The following is an 18,194-nucleotide window of genomic DNA, read 5'->3' as shown; positions in this document are numbered from 1 at the left end:
CAACAACAGGGTCAATGAGGGTGGAGCAGCTCACCAGAGGGTATGGCGAGGGTACAGCATTCATTCAGTCGATTATTTGTAGATAACCGCGGTACCGCTCAGCTTGTTATTGCCGTTAGCGGAGGTAATGGTGTATCCGCTTGCACCGGCAGCAGCGGCTTTCTCTGCCAGTTTGGCTTCCAGACCATCCAGGGTGGTTGCGCCATCAGCACTCACCACACCGACTTTGTTCATGTTCTGTGCCTGAGTAGAAGAGACAGGCTCGACAGCGAAAGCGCCGAAAGACAGAGCGGACAGGGCAACAGCAGCTACAGCATATTTGATGGTTTTCATAATTAATCTCTCGCAGATGTTTCTGTTAAGGGGACGATGTTCCGTCGATGTGATAAGTATCACGGTTTTTTGCGAGTGATAAAATCGAAGAGAATTGACGTGGTTGCTCAAAAAAATTGAATGACAAATAACTTATTGAATATTAATAAATTCAAAGCACCCCTTTACACTTCTTGCGGATGCGCTTTACAGAAGCGATACGAAGGGCACGTTTTGCTACGCGTCTGGCTAAGAACCGTGAGCGTAAAGGAACGCGCGCGCTCGGTTAGCTTTGGTAAAGCAAAGTCAACGTAACTGGCTGTCTTTCGAACCTCTGCGATTATATCCCGAATGTGATGCATTTTTTGAATCTTTATGCTGCTGGCACGTAATGCAAAGCCGCACGCCGGGAATGGCTTTTCGGCGCGCCTCCGGAATGGGTTCTCCGCATTCTTCGCATTCCGTTAGGCTTTCACCGCGCGGAATTTCACCGCGGGCACGCGCAACCGCATCTTCAATTGTACTGTTGATCTGTTCGTTAACAGCGTCGTCATTTGCCCAGCCGGAAGCCATAGCGTCCTCCTGATATCGGTTTAGGCCATACGTTTACTATGGGGTTGAAAAATGAACAATCAAGGCGAAGGGAGAAGAGAACTGCACCCGTTGGGCAGATGCAGTCTTGCGGAAGAGACAGGTTATTTATAGATAGTTGCAGTGCCGTACATATGGTTATCTCCGCCAGCGGAGTTCACTACGAATCCTTTTGCGCCTTCCTGACGGGCTTTTTCGGCGAGCTTAGCCTGTAGATCGTCAAGGTTACTGGCACGGCTTACCGAAACGGTGCCTGCAGGACGTAGCTGGCTCGTATCGGTACTCTGGGTGAGTGACTGAACGGCCATGGCAGAGAAGGACGCGGTCGCCAGGGCGGCTGCGATAACAGCAAGGGTCAGGTACTTTTTCATAATCACATCCTCATGAGGAAACAACAGGTGATTCCCTTTAAGTTTAGAAGCCTGACGAGTGTGACTTAGCGCAAATATTTGATGATGATCTGCTTATTTTTTGAACGATATAAATTGACAATTCGCTGACGGATCATAGACATAAAGGTGTTTGATTTATGGCGACTTTTTGAACGCCGCAGAGAAAGATTTACCGCTGGGCCAGCAAAGGGTATCTTACGCCGCTGTTTAAAGGAGAATGCCATGACTGCCCAAAAGCCGGGATTGCACCCGCGAAATCGCCACCGCAGCCGCTACGACATGAACGCGTTATGCCTGAGCTGCCCGCCGCTGCAGGACTATCTTGTTCAGACCCCAGCGGGTGAACCCTCGGTCAACTTTGCTGACCCGCAGGCGGTTAAAATGCTGAACAAAGCCCTGCTGGCGCATTTTTACGGTGTGGCTCACTGGGATATTCCGGAAGGCTTTCTCTGCCCGCCTGTGCCGGGCCGCGCGGATTACGTTCATCACCTTGCCGACCTTCTTGCCGAAGGCAATGAGGGTGTCGTTCCACAGCAGGCTACCATTCTGGATATTGGCACCGGGGCGAACCTGATTTACCCGCTGATCGGCGCGCATGAATATCAGTGGCGCTTTACCGGAAGCGAAATCGGTGACGAGGCCTTTGCCAGCGCCCAGGCGATTATGAGCGCTAACCCGGGATTGAGCCGCGCCATTCGCCTGCGTCGTCAGAAAGATGCAGGGTCGATCTTCAACGGCATTATTCACAAAAACGAAAGCTATGACGCCACGATGTGCAATCCGCCGTTCCATGATTCGGCGGCATCGGCCCGTGCGGGCAGCGAGCGCAAGCGCCGTAACCTGGGTCAGGCTGAAGATGCGGCGCTGAACTTCGGTGGTCAGCAGCAGGAGCTCTGGTGTGAAGGGGGCGAAGTGGCGTTTATCCTGCGCATGATTGCGGAAAGCAAACAGTTTGGCCGTCAGGTGAAGTGGTTTACGACGCTGGTTTCCCGCGGGGATAACCTGCCGCCGCTCTACCGCGCGCTGACCGAAGCGGGCGCCGTAAAAGTGGTGAAAAAAGAGATGGCGCAGGGCCAGAAACAGAGCCGCTTTATCGCCTGGACGTTTATGGACAATAGCAAACGTCGCAAATAGCACCCTGTCGTAGGCCGGGTAAGGCGAAGCCGCTACCCGGCAACCAGGTTACAGCGTCGGCTCCTGCGGAGGGAGCGGCGATGCGGGCGACGGCAATACCTGATACGTCTGCACGGGCATCCGCACGTTCGCCAGATCAAAGTGTTTTTTCACCATGCTGTCGAGCGCAAAGCGCACCGTCCATTGCTTCAGCGGCTGGGTGGTGAACGACACGCGCAGGGTAAAGGCTGTGTTCGTCAGCCCGACAATGCCGGCAAATGACGGCTCTCCGATCACCAGCCCGCGAATATCCTCCATCTCCATCAGTTCTTCTACCGCATCGCGCAGCGCCTGCTTCGCTTTGTCCGCATCCTCGTGGCGATCCACATCGTAGTTCGCCACAACGGAACCAATCCCGCGCACAAAGTTGGCGAAGGTGGTAATCGAAGACCAGGGAATGATGTGGTAGGCGCCTGTGTCCTGACGCACGCCAACCGAACGGATGGACATCCTCTCCACGGTGCCGGTTAACGGCCCGATGGTCACCAGATCGCCCGTGTTCATCCCGTTTTCAAACTGAATGAAGATGCCGGTAATAATATCCTTCACCAGCGTTTGTGAGCCGAAGGAGATGGCCAGCCCCAGGGCACCGGCACCCGCCAGCAGCGGGGCGATATTCACCCCGATTTCCGACAGCACGATCATGATGGTAATGGTGCTGATAATCACCGCCAGCGCGTTGCGGAACAGGGTTAACAGCGTTCTTGCCCGCGCGCTGGGCAGGGGCCTGCCGTGAATATCCGATACCAGGCGGTTCTCAATAAGGCTCGCCAGCAGCGTCCAGCCGACGGCGGAGAAGAATAAAATCAGCGCGATGCGAATCAGGATGTCGACCGTTTTTTCACCCGCACCGTTGTGCAGCCAGTTCCAGAAATCAAACAGGCTCCAGGCATTCAGAAGCAGCATTATCGCCACGCAGACGGTGAGAATGCGCGCCACTTTGAGCGATACCGACATCCAGCCGTTTACCCGTTTTTGCAGTTCCGGGTAATTACGCTGCACCTGCGGCGACAGGGTGATGGTTTTCGAGATCCAGCGCGACAGCAGCCCCGACACGAATGCCGCGATGCCGATAATGGCCAGGCTTTTGAACGTCGCCCCCATCATAAATTTCAGGCTATTGCCCGGGTCAAACAGCGAGAAGAAGCACAGTACGATGAAGTAAGCGCTTGCCAGCCAGTGCCACACTAGGGCGAACGCGCGAATAAAGAGGCTAAAGAACGAGAGGGAGCGATCGGCCAGATTCAGCAGGCTTTGGGTAATGGTTTTTTTATTGTGGAAGATAAGGAACAGCGACCAGACGGTAATGCAGATCATGATCAGCACGTTTGCCAGCGCGCCAAACTGGACGTTCACCTGGTTGGAAATGATCGGCACGGCAACCAGCAGGCCGTAGCCAATCAGCCCGCTGAGCACGCTCAGTCGCAGCGCCCAGTACTTCGCGCTCGCATCCCGAATGGAGAAAGGCCGCAGCTCCGGCACGTGCGGACAAAAGAGTAACCGCAGCAGGGCCTTGAAGAACTCAATCAGGGCAAAGGCATTCAGAAAAAGCGACTGCTGGAAGGCGATGGTTTTGTTGCCTGCATTCAGCCTGTCGGCCAGCATCTGGCCTAAAAACAGCGTCAACGCCAGCAGCAGTAAATCGATGATAAACGCTGAGGCTATCATCAACGGCAGGTGCAGCCAGCTGCTTTTATGCTGATTCTTCCTGCGTCCCCATTGTCCCATTTTGCGGTACAGCGGCCACGCGCACAGGCGCACCAGCCAGTAAAAAAGAAACACCGCCCCCGCCAGCATCAGGAACTGCGTGGCGGCGGCGGTAAATGTTTGCGGGTTAAATGCCTTATGCGGCGAGCCAATCAGGTTGCGGTAAAGCTGAGCGAAGCGTGAGGAGAGCGCTTCCCCATAGTGGCGGCTCACGTCGGTGACGTTTTCCAGCACCGTTTTTTGCTCCTCAGCCTGCGGAGGGGTGAGGGTTGGCACCGACTCCTGCGGCGGCGTGGCGGCGGCTTTGCGCAGCTGGCCAATGAGCTCCTGCCGGGAGGTGTCGTTTTCAAGGACGTCGGCAAGCGCACCGTAGGCGGCTTTTTTCTGTTCAACATCGGGTTCCGGAGGCGGCGTACTTTGCTGGGTAGCTGTGTTTCCGGTGGTCACTCCGGGGATCGAGACGGCGAACGATGGCGCACTAAACAGGCTAATCAACAGCAATAGGATCCACGGCACGGCGTCCTCCGGTGAAAATGTCGAACAAAATGATAAGTATAGAAGTCGAGGCGAGGAGGGGGATTTTTGGGAACAATCTGGCGTAAAAAAGCCGGGCATGCCCGGCTTACGTTTGAAGCGAACAATCAGGAGACGTGCTGCAGGAACTCCTGTAAACGCTGGCTCGGCGGGTTCGCAATCAGCTCCTGCGGGTTACCGTCTTCCGCGATACGGCCTTTATCAATAAAGATCAGGCGGGACGCCACTTTTTCAGCAAAGCCGATTTCGTGGGTCACGATAACCATCGTCATCCCTTCTTCCGCCAGATCCTGCATGACTTTCAGCACCTCGTGGCGCAGCTCCGGGTCGAGTGCGGACGTAGGCTCATCAAACAGCATCATTTTCGGTTTGACAGCCAGGGCGCGGGCAATCGCCACACGCTGCTGTTGACCGCCGGACAGCTCGGAAGGGTAGTGGTGCGCACGTTCTGCCAGGCCAACTTTCGCCAGCAGATCTTTTGCCAGCGCTTCCGCCGCCGCTTTGCTGGCACCGCGCACGCGCAGTGGGCCAAACATCACGTTTTCCAGCGCCGTGAGGTGCGGGAACAGGTAGAACTGCTGGAACACCATGCCCGCTTCCTGACGAATCAGACGGTCGTCCACTTTTGGGTCGTTTACCTTCAGGCCGTCGACGATCAGATCACCGCTGGTGATCTCTTCCAGCTTGTTGATGCAGCGCAGCAGGGTGGATTTACCGGAGCCGGATGGCCCAATAATCACCACCACTTCACCCTGTTTGATGTTGAGATCGATATTGTGCAGCACCTGGGTTGGGCCAAAGTGCTTGGAAACGTTTTTAAATTCAATCACAGGATTTTCATCCTTCTTTCAAGACGACGCAGAACGAAGCTCAGAACCAGAGTAATGATCAGGTAGACAACGGCTACCGCACTCCAGATTTCCAGCGCGCGGAAGTTGCCAGCAATGATCTCCTGCCCCTGACGGGTCAGCTCTGCCACGCCGATAACAATGAACAGCGACGTATCTTTAATGCTGATGATCCACTGGTTACCGAGCGGCGGCAGCATGCGACGCAGTGCCAGCGGCAGAATAACGTGGCGGATCGTTTCGCGACGAGAAAGACCTAGCGCCAGACCGGCTTCACTGAAACCTTTATGAATCGACAGCACCGCACCGCGGGTGATTTCCGCAATGTAGGCGCCTGAGTTGATCATAATGGTGACGACGGCCGCGCTGAACGGGTCGATGCGCAGGTCGGTGAACGCCATAGGCAGGGCGAAGTAGATGAACATGACCTGCACGACAATTGGCGTGCCGCGGATCACTTCGATGAAAACCAGTGCGATGTGGTTTGCGATCCAGCCGCCGTAGGTGCGGGCGAAACCGGCGACAAGACCGATAATCAACCCACCAACCAGACCCAGGACCGAAATCCACAGGGTCATTTTAGCGCCTTCAAGCAAGATAGGAATGGCAGGCCAGATGGCGCTCCAGTCAAACTGCATGATAATTTCCTGTTACTGTTACCGTGTTTCAAAAATAGCAGGGGCGAAAGGTCGCCCCCGAGTGAACGTCATTTTTACGTCTTATTATTTAGGCTCGGTACCGAACCATTTTTTGTAGATTTCGTTGTAGGTGCCGTTCTCTTTCAGCGTTTTCAGCGCGCCGTTAACTTTCGTGCGCAGGTCGTCGCTGCCTTTCGGGAATGCGATACCGTACTGCTGCGCTTCCAGAGACTCGCCAACGGCTTTGAACTTGCCGTTACCGGCTGTCTTAATGAAGTACAGGATGTTAGGTGTGTCGTGCAGAACAGCGTCAGCACGGTTGGTGCCGAGTTCCATGTACGCGTTGTCGATGTTCGGGAACTGACGGAGGTCTTTGGTTTTGATATTTGCTTTCGCGTAATCAACAGAACCGGTGCCGCTCTTCACTGCCACCACTTTGCCGTCGAGATCTTTCACGCTTTTTACGTCGTTATTATCGGCTTTGACCATGACCAGCAGGCCGCTTTTGTAGTAACCGTCAGAGAAGTCGATCGCTTTTTTACGTTCATCGGTAATGGTGATGCCTGCCAGCGCCAGATCAACGTTTTTGGTTTGCAGTGCCGGGATGATGCCGCTGAAGTCCATAGGCTTCAGGGTGTAATCCAGCTTGAGTTCTTTTGCGACAGCGGCCCACAGATCCACATCAAAACCAACGTATTTATCACCCTGTTTGAATTCAAACGGAACGAACGCCGTGTCGGTCGCCACAACCAGTTTGTCGGCAGCCTGAGAGGACACTGCAAAAGCCAGGGTAAGTGCAGCCAGTGAAACTTTTAATACAGACTTCATAGCATTTCCTTTTATATCCACGGGGCGATCCCCTGCGAGAACAGGTGGCACAATGAAAAAATCGTGCCAACTTTACAAGCTATTGTTTTGCAAAGGGGATGATGTCATGCATTGCACAATAAATGGGGCAATGAGGTGTTATTGCACCAAACTGGAGCACCGTTTTGGTGCGCTTCGTTTGGCTCAACTGACGGGGAGATATTTAGCGTAAATTCTGACGAAAAAACAATCTTCCGTTAACGGTTGTGTGAGGTGATTATTACATTTTGTTCACTTTTGCAGGTGTGCAGACAAAAACTGTGCACCATAGATGTGCAAAACCCTCACCGGAGGGCGAGGGTTTGATAGAAAATTCGTATGAATTATTCGATGTTAGATTCGATAAACCACAGGAACTGGTCCAGGTCGCGGGAGGCGGCGGTGAAAATGTCTGCGGTATCTTCGTCTTTGGCTTCGCCGATCGCTTTGCGCACGTCATTGGCCACAATCGCGTAGCGGTCCGCCAGCTCTTTCAGGTGATCCTGAACGGTATGGATATCCAGCGGATAACTCTTCAGCGGCGTTTTGCTGTTGATCACCTGCGTGGTACCCAGCGCCACGCCGCCTAGCTGAACGGCACGTTCAGCCATCGTATCGAGATGGGTCACCAGTGCTGTGCGGAAGCCATCCAGCATTTCATGAACGGCAATAAAGTTTGCACCGCGCATATTCCAGTGGGCCTGTTTGGTGATCAGCGAAAGATCGATGAACTGGATCACCTGGCGATTCAGCAACTCAATGGTCGCCTTTTTGTCGCTATCCGATACATCGTTACGGGTATAAAGCAGATTAGACGCTTTCGTTTTCACCAGTTTAGCGGTACTCATAATCTCATATCCTCTTGATGTTTATGTCCCAGGTAATTACGGAACTAAGTATAGCACCGGATTTTTTCTCTGCGGTTTGGCTATGCCTATCGGTTTAATAGCGAAAAGTGGGCTGAGAATTTAATTTTTTGAAATTAATGGGTAATTTTAAAATTGATACAGATCAATCTTAATTGCTGGTTGGGGATGTAAACGCAGAGGGATATTTCGAAATTAGCGCAAAGTGTGTAAGAAATTATAACGTCTGTCTTTCTGGCCTTTATTCTGCATGGCATGGAAGCCATGCAGAATATATGGCCTTAGCTAATATCAATTTTCTCAACTTTAGGTTCAGGGCGCATGGTGAGCGTCGAGCCCATTGATGCCGCGATAATCGAGCAGAGCGCCAGCGTCTGGGTCAACGTGAGGGTTTCGCCGAGAAACACCATCCCGGAAATGGCGGCTAACGCAGGCTCCATGCTCATCAGCGTGCCAAATATGCGCGTCGGCAGACGCGTAAGGGCAATCATCTCCAGAGAATAGGGGAGTGCGGTAGAGAGGATCGCGACCGCCAGTCCTATGGGCATGACGGACCATTGCCAGATAGATTCGGTCGCCTGCGCCATGCCGATAGGCACGAAGACGATGGCTGCGATCAGGGAACCTAACGCGACGGTCGCCGGACCGTGCTCTTCTCCTGCACGCTGGCCCGTGAGTATATAGACAGCCCAGCAGGCGCCTGCACCCAGCGCCAGGGCTGCACCCGTCAGATCGATCTCAGCGACGCTCTGGCCCAGCGGCAGCAGGAACCATAAACCCAGAACGGCTAACACGACCCAGATAAAATCGACCGGACGTCGCGAAGAGAAAAGCGCCACCGCCAGCGGGCCGGTAAACTCCAGCGCGACGGCGATCCCCAGCGGTATCGTCTGAATAGAGAGATAGAACAGATAGTTCATTGCCCCAAGGGAGAGTCCATAAAACAGCAGGGGTAAACGCTGCTCCTTTTTGAATCGCAGACGCCAGGGTTTGAAAATGACCACCAGTATCGCCGTGCCCAGCACGATACGCAGGGCAGTCACCCCAGGCGCACCGACCAGCGGAAAAAGTGATTTTGCAAGCGAAGCACCGCTTTGAATGGACAACATGGCAATGAGTATGACTGCTACCGGCAACCAGACCGACGACGTGCGGGATAACCCAGGCATCCTTTCTCCTGTCAGCTTATGTCAAATGAGGTAAAGGTTGCAGTGTAAAGGAAATAAGCGGCAACGGTTGAGGTGCTGTTGAAAAAAAACCTCGTGAAATCCGTAAAATGGTTAAGCGCTGGTGGATTTATCGCCTGATAGATTAGGAATAATCTGGATGAATGTAACGGCGCTTGCGCGCACTATGCGCATTTAGTAGTGAAAATTACATGTGATTTGAAAGAGATAGCTGACGCTGGAAACGTTCTGTTACAGGAAAGGTTTCATTAGACATCACGAATCACAAAGAGTTTCGCAAATTTTTTTGATATATTTAAAACTTACGGACTTACTTGAAGCACATTTGAGGTGGTTATGAAAAAAATTGCATGTCTTTCAGCACTGGCCGCTGTACTGGCTGTTTCCGCAGGTACCGCTGTAGCTGCTACTTCTACTGTTACTGGTGGTTACGCTCAGAGCGACTATCAGGGCGTGATGAACAAAGCTAACGGTTTCAACCTGAAGTATCGCTACGAGCAGGATAACAACCCACTGGGCGTGATCGGTTCTTTCACCTACACCGAGAAAGATCGTTCTGAAAACGGCGCATACAACAAAGGCCAGTACTACGGCATCACCGCTGGTCCAGCTTACCGTCTGAATGACTGGGCGAGCATCTACGGTGTTGTAGGTGTTGGCTACGGTAAATTCCAGCAGACTGAAAACCAGAGCGAAAGCCGCACTGCAAGCAACAGCGACTACGGTTTCTCCTATGGCGCAGGCCTGCAGTTCAACCCAATCCAGGACGTTGCTCTGGACTTCTCCTATGAGCAGAGCCGTATCCGCAACGTTGACGTTGGCACCTGGATCGCGGGCGTAGGTTACCGCTTCTAATCACTCCGGTGAGCTAATAAAAAATCCGCCCAATGTGGCGGATTTTTTTTGTGGAAAGTAAAAGCAAAACGGCAACCCCAGGTTGCCGTTTTTAGTGATGTTCCCTCTCCCCGTGGGAGAGGGTCAGGGTGAGGGTATCGGACCGCTACTTACTCTTAATATCGAAAATATCCGTTCCCAGATGGTTATAGTCAACTTTCTGTAACTTGAAGTTGGTAACGTACACTGGGGGAGCTTTCTTGTTAGAGACAAACGGGTAAGCCGTTTTTATCTGCTCGGCTGTAATCCCCGTCCACTGCGAGAAGAACTGCAGGAAATCATTTGCCGAACGGCGCGCTTTAATCACGCGATGCGTTTTATCATCACTCGACAGCACCATAAACGGCACCTGGAAGTTCTGCTGAAACTTGTCATCGTGCGCCAGGTACTGCACCTCTTTACCACGCTCTTTAAACGCCAGTCCGTGATCCGAGAAATAGACCATGGAGAAGCTATCGCCCGTATTGCGTAGCTGATCGTACAGCTTGCTCAGCAGGTCGTCGGTTTGCGTCATGGTGTAGAGATAGCAAGAGGTCTCTTTGGACTGCACGAACTCCGCGTACTTCCCGCCGGTCCGATCGCAGGCCTGCGGGTGCGACCCCATCAGGTGCAGGACGATCAGCTGAGGCTGGGTGCGCGGGGTGGCGAAGACCTGAGCCGTCATTTTCAACAGCGCTTCGTCTTTGGTATTTTTGTCGGCTTCAAAGTCGCCGTTCTTCAGGAACTGCACTTCGTCGGCACGTTTGGCGATACTGGCGATGGCCGTATCGTATTCGCCAATTTGCCCCTGATTGGAGAACCACCAGGTCTGATAACCCGCGCGGTTTGCCAGGGTGACAAAATTATCCTGATACTGAGGTTTGCCGTCGACGACCCGGTTAAGCGTCAGGCCGAGCGATTTCTGCGTCGAGCCGCTGGCCGCGACATAATCGGTGAACAGCGTGCCTTTGACCGAACTGGCAAACGGTGTGTTATCCCAGTGTCCGCCGAAGGCTCCCATAGCATCGCGACGGGCACTTTCCCCAATCACCACCACATAGGTGTGATACTTCGGCTTAACGGCCAGCACGTTCCAGGTGTCTTTCATATTGGAAAGCTCAGCCATGCGCGCCTGCTCGTCGAGAACCTCTTTATTATTGACAACGACGTCCTTCACGAAGCGGAAAACCGGATAGCCGATATTGGTGAGCCTTAGCTTACCGTCCCAGGGAATATTCTGGATAGGGGCGACAAACGCCACGGCAATGCTGAACACCAGACAGAGTATTTCGATCTTACCCCAGGATTTTTTCTCGCCCGGCTGACGGCGGATGGCGATAACGCCCAACGCGAAGATAAAGATCCCGACCACGTAGCTGTACCACGGGAAGATCGTCAGGATCTCCGTTGACTCTTCCATATTGGTCGAGTGCAGCGCCAGCAGGGTATTAAAGTTTGGCGCGCCGTAAGCCTGGCCAAACGGGAAATAGAGTGCAGCGACCAGCGAGCAGATCCCGATTAATGCTTTTTGCACGCGCGGTGCGGTTCGCCACAGCACATGCAGAACGCAGGTGAAAGCCACCGCGTAGAGCAAACTAAAGGGATAACCCAGCGCAAAGTTAATCAGTAATGACTGCAAAAAGTAAAAACCCGTCCACGGGCTTAAGGCCCGGCTGCGGGTCACAACGGTATCTATCAGGGTTACATTCATAGGTCACTATCATGGATGAAAACGCCATGTGCTCACCCTGGCGTCAAGGGTCATAACCTGCCTGACAGTGCGTGGAGAGGGAATGAGGGTCCGCTTCAGCGAGCCGCAAATTGTGCAGGGCTGCAAGAAGATAGTGCGAGCGCTAAATAATATCAACAGTTGCTAAGCAGATGTTTTGCGAAGGGGATTGCAAATCCGTAAAAAAGATCGGGAATAAGGCGGCTGGAAGCCAGTTTACAGCGAGATTGTGACGGGAAAATGAAGCGGCGTACCGCAACGCCGCTTAGTGGGAAGGTTTGTCGTCCTGATGCGGTTTGTTGTTAAACATATCGCACAGCATGTTCAACAGCATTAAGCGCACTTTAAAGGGAGAGTGGGTAAACACGGTCATGCACCTCTTGAATTCGTTCATAAGACCTCCTGAGTTTTGATCCCTTCGATCCGTGAAGGGTGACTGCATTACATACAGATATAGCATAGGCTATATTGTATAGCTATGGCTATTTCGTTAATTTTTTGTGCTTGCGGAGCTATGGTTTACAATGTGCGCTCTCCAAACCGGGCGCTGGAAGCGTCACCCCACTGAGGAAGTACAATGAACCGTCGCGCAGGTCATCCGACAATGAGGAAAACGACGCAACTGGTGAATGTTGAAGAACATGTCGAAGGTTTTCGCCAGGTCCGTGAAGCGCACCGGCGTGAACTGATTGATGATTATGTTGAACTCATTTCCGATCTGATCCGTGAGGTTGGTGAAGCGCGCCAGGTTGATATGGCCGCCAGGCTGGGGGTTTCACAGCCAACTGTCGCTAAAATGTTAAAACGCCTGGCCTCCGTGGGCTTAATTGAAATGATCCCCTGGCGCGGTGTTTTTCTGACGCCGGAAGGGGAGAAACTCGCGCAGGAGAGCCGCGAGCGCCATCAGCTTGTCGAGAATTTTTTACTGGTGCTGGGCGTCAGCCCGGAGATCGCCCGCCGGGATGCGGAAGGCATGGAACACCACGTCAGCGAAGAGACGCTGGTGAAGTTTCGCGAATTTACCCTTAAATATGGTCCCTCCGCTGAATGAAAATCCCCGGACTGCAGGCCCTGGCACGCGATCGTTTCTTCCATCTCTTATTAATCATTGGCGCAGGGTTAAGCCCCTTTGTGCCGTTTGCGCCACACGCCTGGCTCGCCGCAATTGACTGGCGCACCATCATTACCCTGAGCGGCTTGATGATGCTCACCAAAGGGGTCGAGCTGAGCGGCTATTTTGACGTTCTGGGCCGTAAAATGGTGCGCCGCTTTGCCACCGAGCGCAGGCTGTCCCTGTTTATGGTGTTCTCCGCCGCGGTGCTGTCGACGTTTCTGACCAACGATGTGGCGCTGTTTATCATCGTGCCCCTCACGCTCACGCTGCGTAAGCTGTGCGAGATCCCGGTCAGCCGGCTGATCATCTTTGAAGCGCTTGCCGTCAATGCAGGCTCGCTTCTGACGCCAATTGGCAACCCGCAAAATATCCTTCTGTGGGGACGTTCCGGTCTGTCGTTCGCCGCCTTTACCTGGCAGATGGCCCCTCTGGCGCTGGTGATGATGCTGTCGCTGATGGCGGTGTGCTGGTTTGCGTTTCCTGATAAAAAACTGCAGTACCACAGCGGCACCACGGGTCCACAGTGGCAGCCTCGTCTGGTGTGGAGCTGTCTCGGGTTATACATCGTCTTTCTGTTCGCGCTGGAGCTGAAGTATGAGCTGGCGGGCGTCCTGCTCGTTGCCGCGGGGTTTGTCGTCCTGGCGCGTCGCGTGCTGGTAAGCGTGGACTGGACGCTCCTGCTGGTCTTTATGGCGATGTTTATTGATGTGCATCTTCTTATCCAGCTTCCGGTGCTGCAAAACGTTCTGCACAGCGTCAGCACGCTGTCTCAGCCGGGACTGTGGCTGACGGCGATTGGCCTGTCGCAGTTTATCAGCAACGTACCGTCCACTATTCTGCTGCTCAACTATGTTCCGCCCGATACGCTTCTGGCCTGGGCGGTGAACATCGGCGGGTTTGGGCTGCTGCCCGGCTCGCTGGCAAACCTGATTGCCCTGCGTATGGCCAACGACCGTCGTATCTGGTGGCGTTTCCACGTCTGGTCGATTCCGATGCTGGTTTGGGCCGCGGCGATTGGTTTCGGAATATTCCTTCTCATATAGTGCGCAATTTGTCAGTTTTTCCTGGCAAACGTATAGCAACGTCCTAGCTTTAGTGAACGGCATAGTGTGATGCCGCTCACTGACAGGACCGTTGCTGAACTATGGCTGAAGATCAAAACCCGCCTGCTGACGAGCAGGACAAAAACAATAATGAGCGTAAGCGCCCGGGCAAGAAACCGTTAATTATCCTCGGCATTGTCGTGGTGGTAATGGTGGTCGTGGCGCTGGTCTGGTGGTTTTTAACCCGTAACGAAGAGACGACCGACGACGCCTTTACCGACGGCGACGTGGTGACGATTGCCCCCAAAACGGCGGGCTACGTTACAGAGCTGCGCGTGCGCGATAACCAGCGCGTGAAAAAGGGCGATCTGCTGGTGGTTATCGATCCGCGGGACACCACCGCGCAGCGCGATCAGGCTCAGGCCCAGCTTGGGCTGGCTATCGCGCAGCTGCATCAGGCCCAGGCGCAGCTGGCGCTTTCAAAAGTCCAGTATCCCTCCCAGCGTGACGAAGCCAAAGCGCAGGTGCTGAAAGCGCAGGCCGATCTGGCGAACGCGCAGGCAGAGTACCGTCGCCAGCGCGGCGTCGACCCGCGTGCGACCACTCAGCAAAGTATTGATTCTGCGAACGCTCAGCTGCGTAGCGCACAGGCAGGGCTGGCGAGCGCCCAGGCGCAGCTGGAAGTGGCGGAGCAGGTCCAGCTGCAAATCCGCCAGCAGGAAACCAACGTTGAAGCGCGCGAGCGTCAGGTCGATCAGGCTAAAGCGCAGCTGGAAACCTCCAACCTTAATCTCTCCTATACCGAAGTCCGCGCCCCGTTTGACGGCTTTGTCACCAAACGCAACGTGCAGCCCGGCACGCTGGTGCAGGCGGGAACGGCGCTGTTCTCGCTGGTTTCCCCGAACGTGTGGGTGGTCGCGAACTTTAAAGAGTCGCAGCTTGAGCGCATGAAGCCGGGCGATAAGGTCACCGTGTCCGTCGACGCGTGGCCGGATATGGAGCTTGAGGGCCACGTAGACAGTATTCAGCAGGGCAGCGGCTCACGCTTCTCAGCCTTCCCGGCAGAAAATGCCACCGGCAACTTCGTCAAAATTGTGCAGCGCGTGCCGGTTAAAATCGTGATTGATAAGGGACTCGACCCGAATAAACCGCTGCCGCTGGGGCTATCGGTGGCACCGAAGGTAACGGTGGAATGACGGATCACAGCCACGACAACTGGAAACCCGCCAGCAATCCGTGGGCGGTGGCGATTGTCGTCACCCTGGCGGTGTTTATGGAAATTCTGGACACCACCATCGTCAACGTGGCGCTGCCCCACGTGGCTGGCTCGCTCTCGTCCAGCTATGACGAATCCACCTGGGTGTTAACCAGCTATCTGGTCGCGAACGGTATCGTGCTCCCCATCTCGGCGTTTCTGAGCCGGGTGTTTGGCCGCAAGCAGTTCTTCTTAATCTGCATCGTGATGTTTACCGTCTGCTCGTTCCTGTGCGGGATCGCCACCGAGCTGTGGCAGATTATCCTGTTCCGCGTTATGCAGGGCTTCTTTGGCGGCGGGCTGCAGCCCACGCAGCAGTCGGTGCTGCTCGACTACTTCAAGCCCGAAGACCGGGGCAAAGCGTTTGGTCTGTCCTCCATTGCGATTATCGTTGCGCCGGTCCTCGGCCCGACGCTGGGTGGCTGGATCACCGATAACTACTCGTGGCGCTGGGTGTTCTTTATCAACATTCCGGTGGGGATTGTGACGGTTCTGGCGATCTACCAGCTGCTGGAAGATCCGCCGTGGGAGAGCAAATCAAAAGAGAAGCTGAGTATCGACTGGACGGGGATCGGCCTGATCGCGCTGGGGCTGGGCTGTCTGCAGGTGATGCTTGACCGGGGGGAAGATGAGGACTGGTTCTACTCGAACTTTATTCGTACCTTCGCCGTATTAACGCTTATCGGCATTATCGGCGCGATCTACTGGCTGGTGTATGCCAGAAAGCCGGTGGTGGATCTGCACTGCATGAAGGACCGCAACTTTGCCATCTCCAGCCTGCTGATGGCGGGGATGGCGATGATCCTCTACGGCAGCTCGGTGGTGATCCCGCAGCTGGCGCAGCAGGACCTGGGCTATACCGCCACCTGGTCCGGGCTGGTGCTGTCGCCTGGGGCGGTGCTGATCGTATTGACTATACCGCTGGTGCTGAAGCTGATGCCGGTGGTGCAGACGCGCTGGATTATTGCTTTTGGCTTTACCTGCCTGGCGGTGTCGTTCTTCTGGTCGCGCACGCTGACGCCGGATATCGACTTCGAAACCCTGGTCCTGTTCCGCAGCGCCCAGTCGATAGGGCTGGGGTTCCTGTTTGTACCACTGACTACCATTGCTTTTATCTCGATACCGAGGCGGCTCAACGCCGATGCGGCAGCGCTGTTCACCATGTTCCGTAACGTTGCGGGTTCGGTCGGGATCTCGCTGTCGACGGCGGCCATCACCGAACGATCTCAGGCGCACAGCGCGCATCTGGCGTACCACGCCTCGCCGTTTAACGAGCAGTTCCAGCTGGCGATACGCGAAAGCGCGCAGGCGATCCAGAACTTCACCACCCAGGTGGGAGACCCCACCGGCATCGCCACCGGACGCATGTACCAGACCATGATCGAGCAGTCGCGCTTTTTGGCCTACATCGACGTCTTCACCATCCTGAGCGCCGTGGCCTTGTTACTGATCCCGTTTTGTTTGTTGCTCTCGCCGGTTAAGAGCGAGGGGAGTGCAGGAGCACATTGATGATACACAGACGTTTACACCCTCTGATGATAATGATGCTGCTGGCGGGCTGCGCCGTAGGGCCGGACTACCAACAGCCTGCGCCGCCCGCCGTTACGCACTGGAACGATAAGGGCGACAGCGCGGTGAAATCGCAAACCACCTCCGCCGCGACCAATCCGCTCTGGTGGAAAACCTTCGGCTCGCCGCAGCTCGACAGCCTGGTTGAGCGCGCCATCGCCGGGAACCTGACGCTGCAGCAGACGGTGCTGCGCATCGCCGGGGCCCGTGAGCAGATTAACCAGGCGGGCGGGGCGTTTTATCCGTCGGTCAACGGCAATCTGCAGGCGACGCGCCAGCAGCTCGGGCTGGAAGGGGAGCTGAAATCCCACGGCGTGTATGACCAGGTGGATAGCATCGATCCAGACCTGAAGGGCGCGCTGGGGCCGCTGACGCAGCCGATTAATCTCTATCAGGGCAGCTTCGACGCCCAATGGGAAATCGATCTCTGGGGCAAGGTGCGTCGTCAGGTGGAAGCCGCCGAAGCGCAGCAGAAAGCGGCTATCGAGCAGCGTAACGACGCGCTGGTGTCGCTGGAAGCCGAAGTGGCGCGCGCGTGGCTCCAGCTGCGCGGGGCGCAGAGCATAATCGCCACGCTCATTACCCAGATTAAAAGCGCGCAGCAGACGCTGGATCTCACCGAAAGCCGCCAGCGCGGGGGGCTGTCTCCGCAGATGGACGTGGAAAACGCCCGGGCGCAGTTAGGCAACCTTGAAGCACAGCTTCCGCAATATCAGGCGCAGGAGCGGCAGGCGATGAACGGCCTGGCGATCCTGCTCGGCAAGCCGCCGGGGGCGCTGGATGCGGAACTGCAAAGCGTGCAGCCGATGCCTGCCCTGCCGGATATTGTGCAAACGGGCATTCCATCCACGCTGGCGCGACGCCGTCCGGACGTGCGCGAAGCGGAGGCGAATCTTCATGCCGCTACGGCGCAAATTGGCGTCTCGGTAGCCGAGCTGTTCCCGAGCTTCACCCTCTCCGGACAGTTCGGCCTGCGCAACAGCGAAACCAACTGGCTGACCGACTGGAGCAGCCATTTCTACAGCTTCGGCCCGCAGGTCTCCATCCCCATTTTTCAGGGCGGTCGGCTGGTCTCCAGCGTCAAGGTGGCGCGCGCGCAGCAGGGGGCGGCGGTGCTGGACTATCGCCAGACTGTGCTCACCGCGCTTGGCGATGTCGAAAATGCGCTGGTGAGCTACCGCACCGACCAGCAGCGTGAAGCAGGTCTCGCAAAAACCATCGACGCGCTGCAAAACGCCTTTGATTTAGCCAGCGACAGCTACCGCCAGGGGATCGCCAGCTTTATCGACGTGCTGGACGCCCAGCGTCAGCTGGCGCAGGCCCAGCAGCAGCGCGCGCAGGCGCAGGTGCAGAGCGCGCTCGATCTGGTGGCGCTCTACAAGGCCCTCGGCGGCGGCTGGGAGCCATATCAGCAGGTGCAATTACCGGACTACAGCGTCTTTGGCGACGCCCCGCGCGGATAAACTTTCAGAGGATTGGGCAAGAAACGGACAGGAACACCACATTCGCGATGGCTG

The 18,194-nt window shown here is 55.2% G+C and carries 18 protein-coding genes; 7 read left to right on the top strand and 11 right to left on the bottom strand.

The window, feature by feature from the left end; translation table 11 throughout:
* Window positions 1-72: 72 nt before the first annotated feature.
* The 3 genes from ybiJ to mcbA form a co-directional block, all read right to left on the bottom strand.
* Window positions 73-333, bottom strand: coding sequence for a DUF1471 family protein YbiJ (gene ybiJ, locus UTM25_RS15725; RefSeq protein ID WP_023310874.1), 261 nt, complete (start codon window positions 331-333; stop codon window positions 73-75).
* A gap of 285 nt (window positions 334-618) precedes the next feature.
* On the bottom strand, window positions 619-885 hold the full coding sequence (locus tag UTM25_RS15720; RefSeq protein WP_029739810.1) for a DksA/TraR family C4-type zinc finger protein: 267 nt from the start codon (window positions 883-885) through the stop codon (window positions 619-621).
* A gap of 122 nt (window positions 886-1,007) precedes the next feature.
* On the bottom strand, window positions 1,008-1,274 hold the full coding sequence (gene mcbA, locus UTM25_RS15715) for a DUF1471 family periplasmic protein McbA (protein ID WP_032661263.1): 267 nt from the start codon (window positions 1,272-1,274) through the stop codon (window positions 1,008-1,010).
* A 243-nt stretch (window positions 1,275-1,517) separates the two neighbouring features.
* Here mcbA and rlmF point away from each other — a divergent pair, with 243 nt between their 5' ends.
* Window positions 1,518-2,429, top strand: a complete 912-nt coding sequence (rlmF, locus tag UTM25_RS15710) for a 23S rRNA (adenine(1618)-N(6))-methyltransferase RlmF (protein ID WP_320715024.1) — start codon at window positions 1,518-1,520, stop codon at window positions 2,427-2,429.
* 48 nt (window positions 2,430-2,477) lie between these two features.
* Here rlmF and ybiO read toward each other — a convergent pair whose 3' ends face one another.
* From ybiO to rhtA, 6 genes are all read right to left on the bottom strand, one after another.
* Entirely contained in the window at window positions 2,478-4,691 is a 2,214-nt protein-coding gene (gene ybiO / locus UTM25_RS15705; RefSeq protein WP_194399887.1) for a mechanosensitive channel protein, read from the bottom strand.
* A gap of 125 nt (window positions 4,692-4,816) precedes the next feature.
* Entirely contained in the window at window positions 4,817-5,539 is a 723-nt protein-coding gene (gene glnQ, locus UTM25_RS15700) for a glutamine ABC transporter ATP-binding protein GlnQ (RefSeq protein ID WP_023310879.1), read from the bottom strand.
* On the bottom strand, window positions 5,536-6,195 hold the full coding sequence (gene glnP / locus UTM25_RS15695; protein WP_014169254.1) for a glutamine ABC transporter permease GlnP: 660 nt from the start codon (window positions 6,193-6,195) through the stop codon (window positions 5,536-5,538). Before glnP ends, glnQ begins: the two co-directional genes overlap by 4 nt.
* Window positions 6,196-6,279: 84 nt before the next feature.
* On the bottom strand, window positions 6,280-7,023 hold the full coding sequence (gene glnH / locus UTM25_RS15690) for a glutamine ABC transporter substrate-binding protein GlnH (protein ID WP_023310880.1): 744 nt from the start codon (window positions 7,021-7,023) through the stop codon (window positions 6,280-6,282).
* Between the two features lie 362 nt (window positions 7,024-7,385).
* Window positions 7,386-7,889: a DNA starvation/stationary phase protection protein Dps gene (gene dps, locus UTM25_RS15685; RefSeq protein WP_010428924.1), complete on the bottom strand. Its 504-nt coding sequence runs from the start codon at window positions 7,887-7,889 to the stop codon at window positions 7,386-7,388.
* 299 nt (window positions 7,890-8,188) lie between these two features.
* Window positions 8,189-9,076, bottom strand: coding sequence for a threonine/homoserine exporter RhtA (gene rhtA, locus UTM25_RS15680; RefSeq protein ID WP_194399888.1), 888 nt, complete (start codon window positions 9,074-9,076; stop codon window positions 8,189-8,191).
* Between the two features lie 354 nt (window positions 9,077-9,430).
* Between rhtA and ompX the strand changes: the two genes are divergently transcribed.
* Window positions 9,431-9,949: an outer membrane protein OmpX gene (gene ompX, locus UTM25_RS15675; RefSeq protein ID WP_023310884.1), complete on the top strand. Its 519-nt coding sequence runs from the start codon at window positions 9,431-9,433 to the stop codon at window positions 9,947-9,949.
* A 145-nt stretch (window positions 9,950-10,094) separates the two neighbouring features.
* On the opposite strand, the gene UTM25_RS15670 is transcribed toward ompX, so the two are convergent.
* Window positions 10,095-11,678 (bottom strand): phosphoethanolamine transferase, encoded by a 1,584-nt coding sequence (locus tag UTM25_RS15670; protein WP_194399889.1) that lies wholly within the window; start codon window positions 11,676-11,678, stop codon window positions 10,095-10,097.
* A gap of 283 nt (window positions 11,679-11,961) precedes the next feature.
* On the bottom strand, window positions 11,962-12,090 hold the full coding sequence (mntS, locus tag UTM25_RS15665) for a manganase accumulation protein MntS (RefSeq protein WP_014831181.1): 129 nt from the start codon (window positions 12,088-12,090) through the stop codon (window positions 11,962-11,964).
* Between the two features lie 183 nt (window positions 12,091-12,273).
* Between mntS and mntR the strand changes: the two genes are divergently transcribed.
* From mntR to UTM25_RS15640, 5 genes are all read left to right on the top strand, one after another.
* Window positions 12,274-12,747, top strand: coding sequence for a manganese-binding transcriptional regulator MntR (mntR, locus tag UTM25_RS15660; RefSeq protein WP_023310887.1), 474 nt, complete (start codon window positions 12,274-12,276; stop codon window positions 12,745-12,747).
* On the top strand, window positions 12,744-13,853 hold the full coding sequence (locus UTM25_RS15655; RefSeq protein ID WP_194399890.1) for an anion transporter: 1,110 nt from the start codon (window positions 12,744-12,746) through the stop codon (window positions 13,851-13,853). The genes mntR and UTM25_RS15655 overlap by 4 nt, the downstream gene beginning before the upstream one ends.
* A gap of 101 nt (window positions 13,854-13,954) precedes the next feature.
* Window positions 13,955-15,049, top strand: coding sequence for an HlyD family secretion protein (locus UTM25_RS15650; protein ID WP_194399891.1), 1,095 nt, complete (start codon window positions 13,955-13,957; stop codon window positions 15,047-15,049).
* Window positions 15,046-16,617 (top strand): DHA2 family efflux MFS transporter permease subunit, encoded by a 1,572-nt coding sequence (locus UTM25_RS15645; protein WP_194399892.1) that lies wholly within the window; start codon window positions 15,046-15,048, stop codon window positions 16,615-16,617. The genes UTM25_RS15650 and UTM25_RS15645 overlap by 4 nt, the downstream gene beginning before the upstream one ends.
* Window positions 16,617-18,140 (top strand): efflux transporter outer membrane subunit, encoded by a 1,524-nt coding sequence (locus tag UTM25_RS15640; protein ID WP_194399893.1) that lies wholly within the window; start codon window positions 16,617-16,619, stop codon window positions 18,138-18,140. The genes UTM25_RS15645 and UTM25_RS15640 overlap by 1 nt, the downstream gene beginning before the upstream one ends.
* Window positions 18,141-18,194: the final 54 nt, after the last annotated feature.

This window comes from Enterobacter sp. 61D5 (assembly GCF_034107965.1).
GTDB classification, from domain to species: domain Bacteria; phylum Pseudomonadota; class Gammaproteobacteria; order Enterobacterales; family Enterobacteriaceae; genus Enterobacter; species Enterobacter cloacae_M.
The sequence above is the reverse complement of the archived record's forward strand: the minus strand, read 5'-3'. Positions and strand labels throughout refer to the sequence as shown.

Bases quoted from the DNA above. Each gene is read 5' to 3' on its own strand.
- UTM25_RS15645 (WP_194399892.1), top strand. From the start codon at position 15,046: ATGACGGATCACAGCCACGACAACTGGAAACCCGCCAGCAATCCGTGG.
- UTM25_RS15650 (WP_194399891.1), top strand. From the start codon at position 13,955: ATGGCTGAAGATCAAAACCCGCCTGCTGACGAGCAGGACAAAAACAAT.
- UTM25_RS15720 (WP_029739810.1), bottom strand. From the start codon at position 885: ATGGCTTCCGGCTGGGCAAATGACGACGCTGTTAACGAACAGATCAAC.
- dps (WP_010428924.1), bottom strand. From the start codon at position 7,889: ATGAGTACCGCTAAACTGGTGAAAACGAAAGCGTCTAATCTGCTTTAT.
- rhtA (WP_194399888.1), bottom strand. From the start codon at position 9,076: ATGCCTGGGTTATCCCGCACGTCGTCGGTCTGGTTGCCGGTAGCAGTC.
- UTM25_RS15640 (WP_194399893.1), top strand. From the start codon at position 16,617: ATGATACACAGACGTTTACACCCTCTGATGATAATGATGCTGCTGGCG.
- mntR (WP_023310887.1), top strand. From the start codon at position 12,274: ATGAACCGTCGCGCAGGTCATCCGACAATGAGGAAAACGACGCAACTG.
- ompX (WP_023310884.1), top strand. From the start codon at position 9,431: ATGAAAAAAATTGCATGTCTTTCAGCACTGGCCGCTGTACTGGCTGTT.
- mntS (WP_014831181.1), bottom strand. From the start codon at position 12,090: ATGAACGAATTCAAGAGGTGCATGACCGTGTTTACCCACTCTCCCTTT.
- UTM25_RS15670 (WP_194399889.1), bottom strand. From the start codon at position 11,678: ATGAATGTAACCCTGATAGATACCGTTGTGACCCGCAGCCGGGCCTTA.
- glnP (WP_014169254.1), bottom strand. From the start codon at position 6,195: ATGCAGTTTGACTGGAGCGCCATCTGGCCTGCCATTCCTATCTTGCTT.
- ybiJ (WP_023310874.1), bottom strand. From the start codon at position 333: ATGAAAACCATCAAATATGCTGTAGCTGCTGTTGCCCTGTCCGCTCTG.
- UTM25_RS15655 (WP_194399890.1), top strand. From the start codon at position 12,744: ATGAAAATCCCCGGACTGCAGGCCCTGGCACGCGATCGTTTCTTCCAT.
- rlmF (WP_320715024.1), top strand. From the start codon at position 1,518: ATGACTGCCCAAAAGCCGGGATTGCACCCGCGAAATCGCCACCGCAGC.
- glnH (WP_023310880.1), bottom strand. From the start codon at position 7,023: ATGAAGTCTGTATTAAAAGTTTCACTGGCTGCACTTACCCTGGCTTTT.
- mcbA (WP_032661263.1), bottom strand. From the start codon at position 1,274: ATGAAAAAGTACCTGACCCTTGCTGTTATCGCAGCCGCCCTGGCGACC.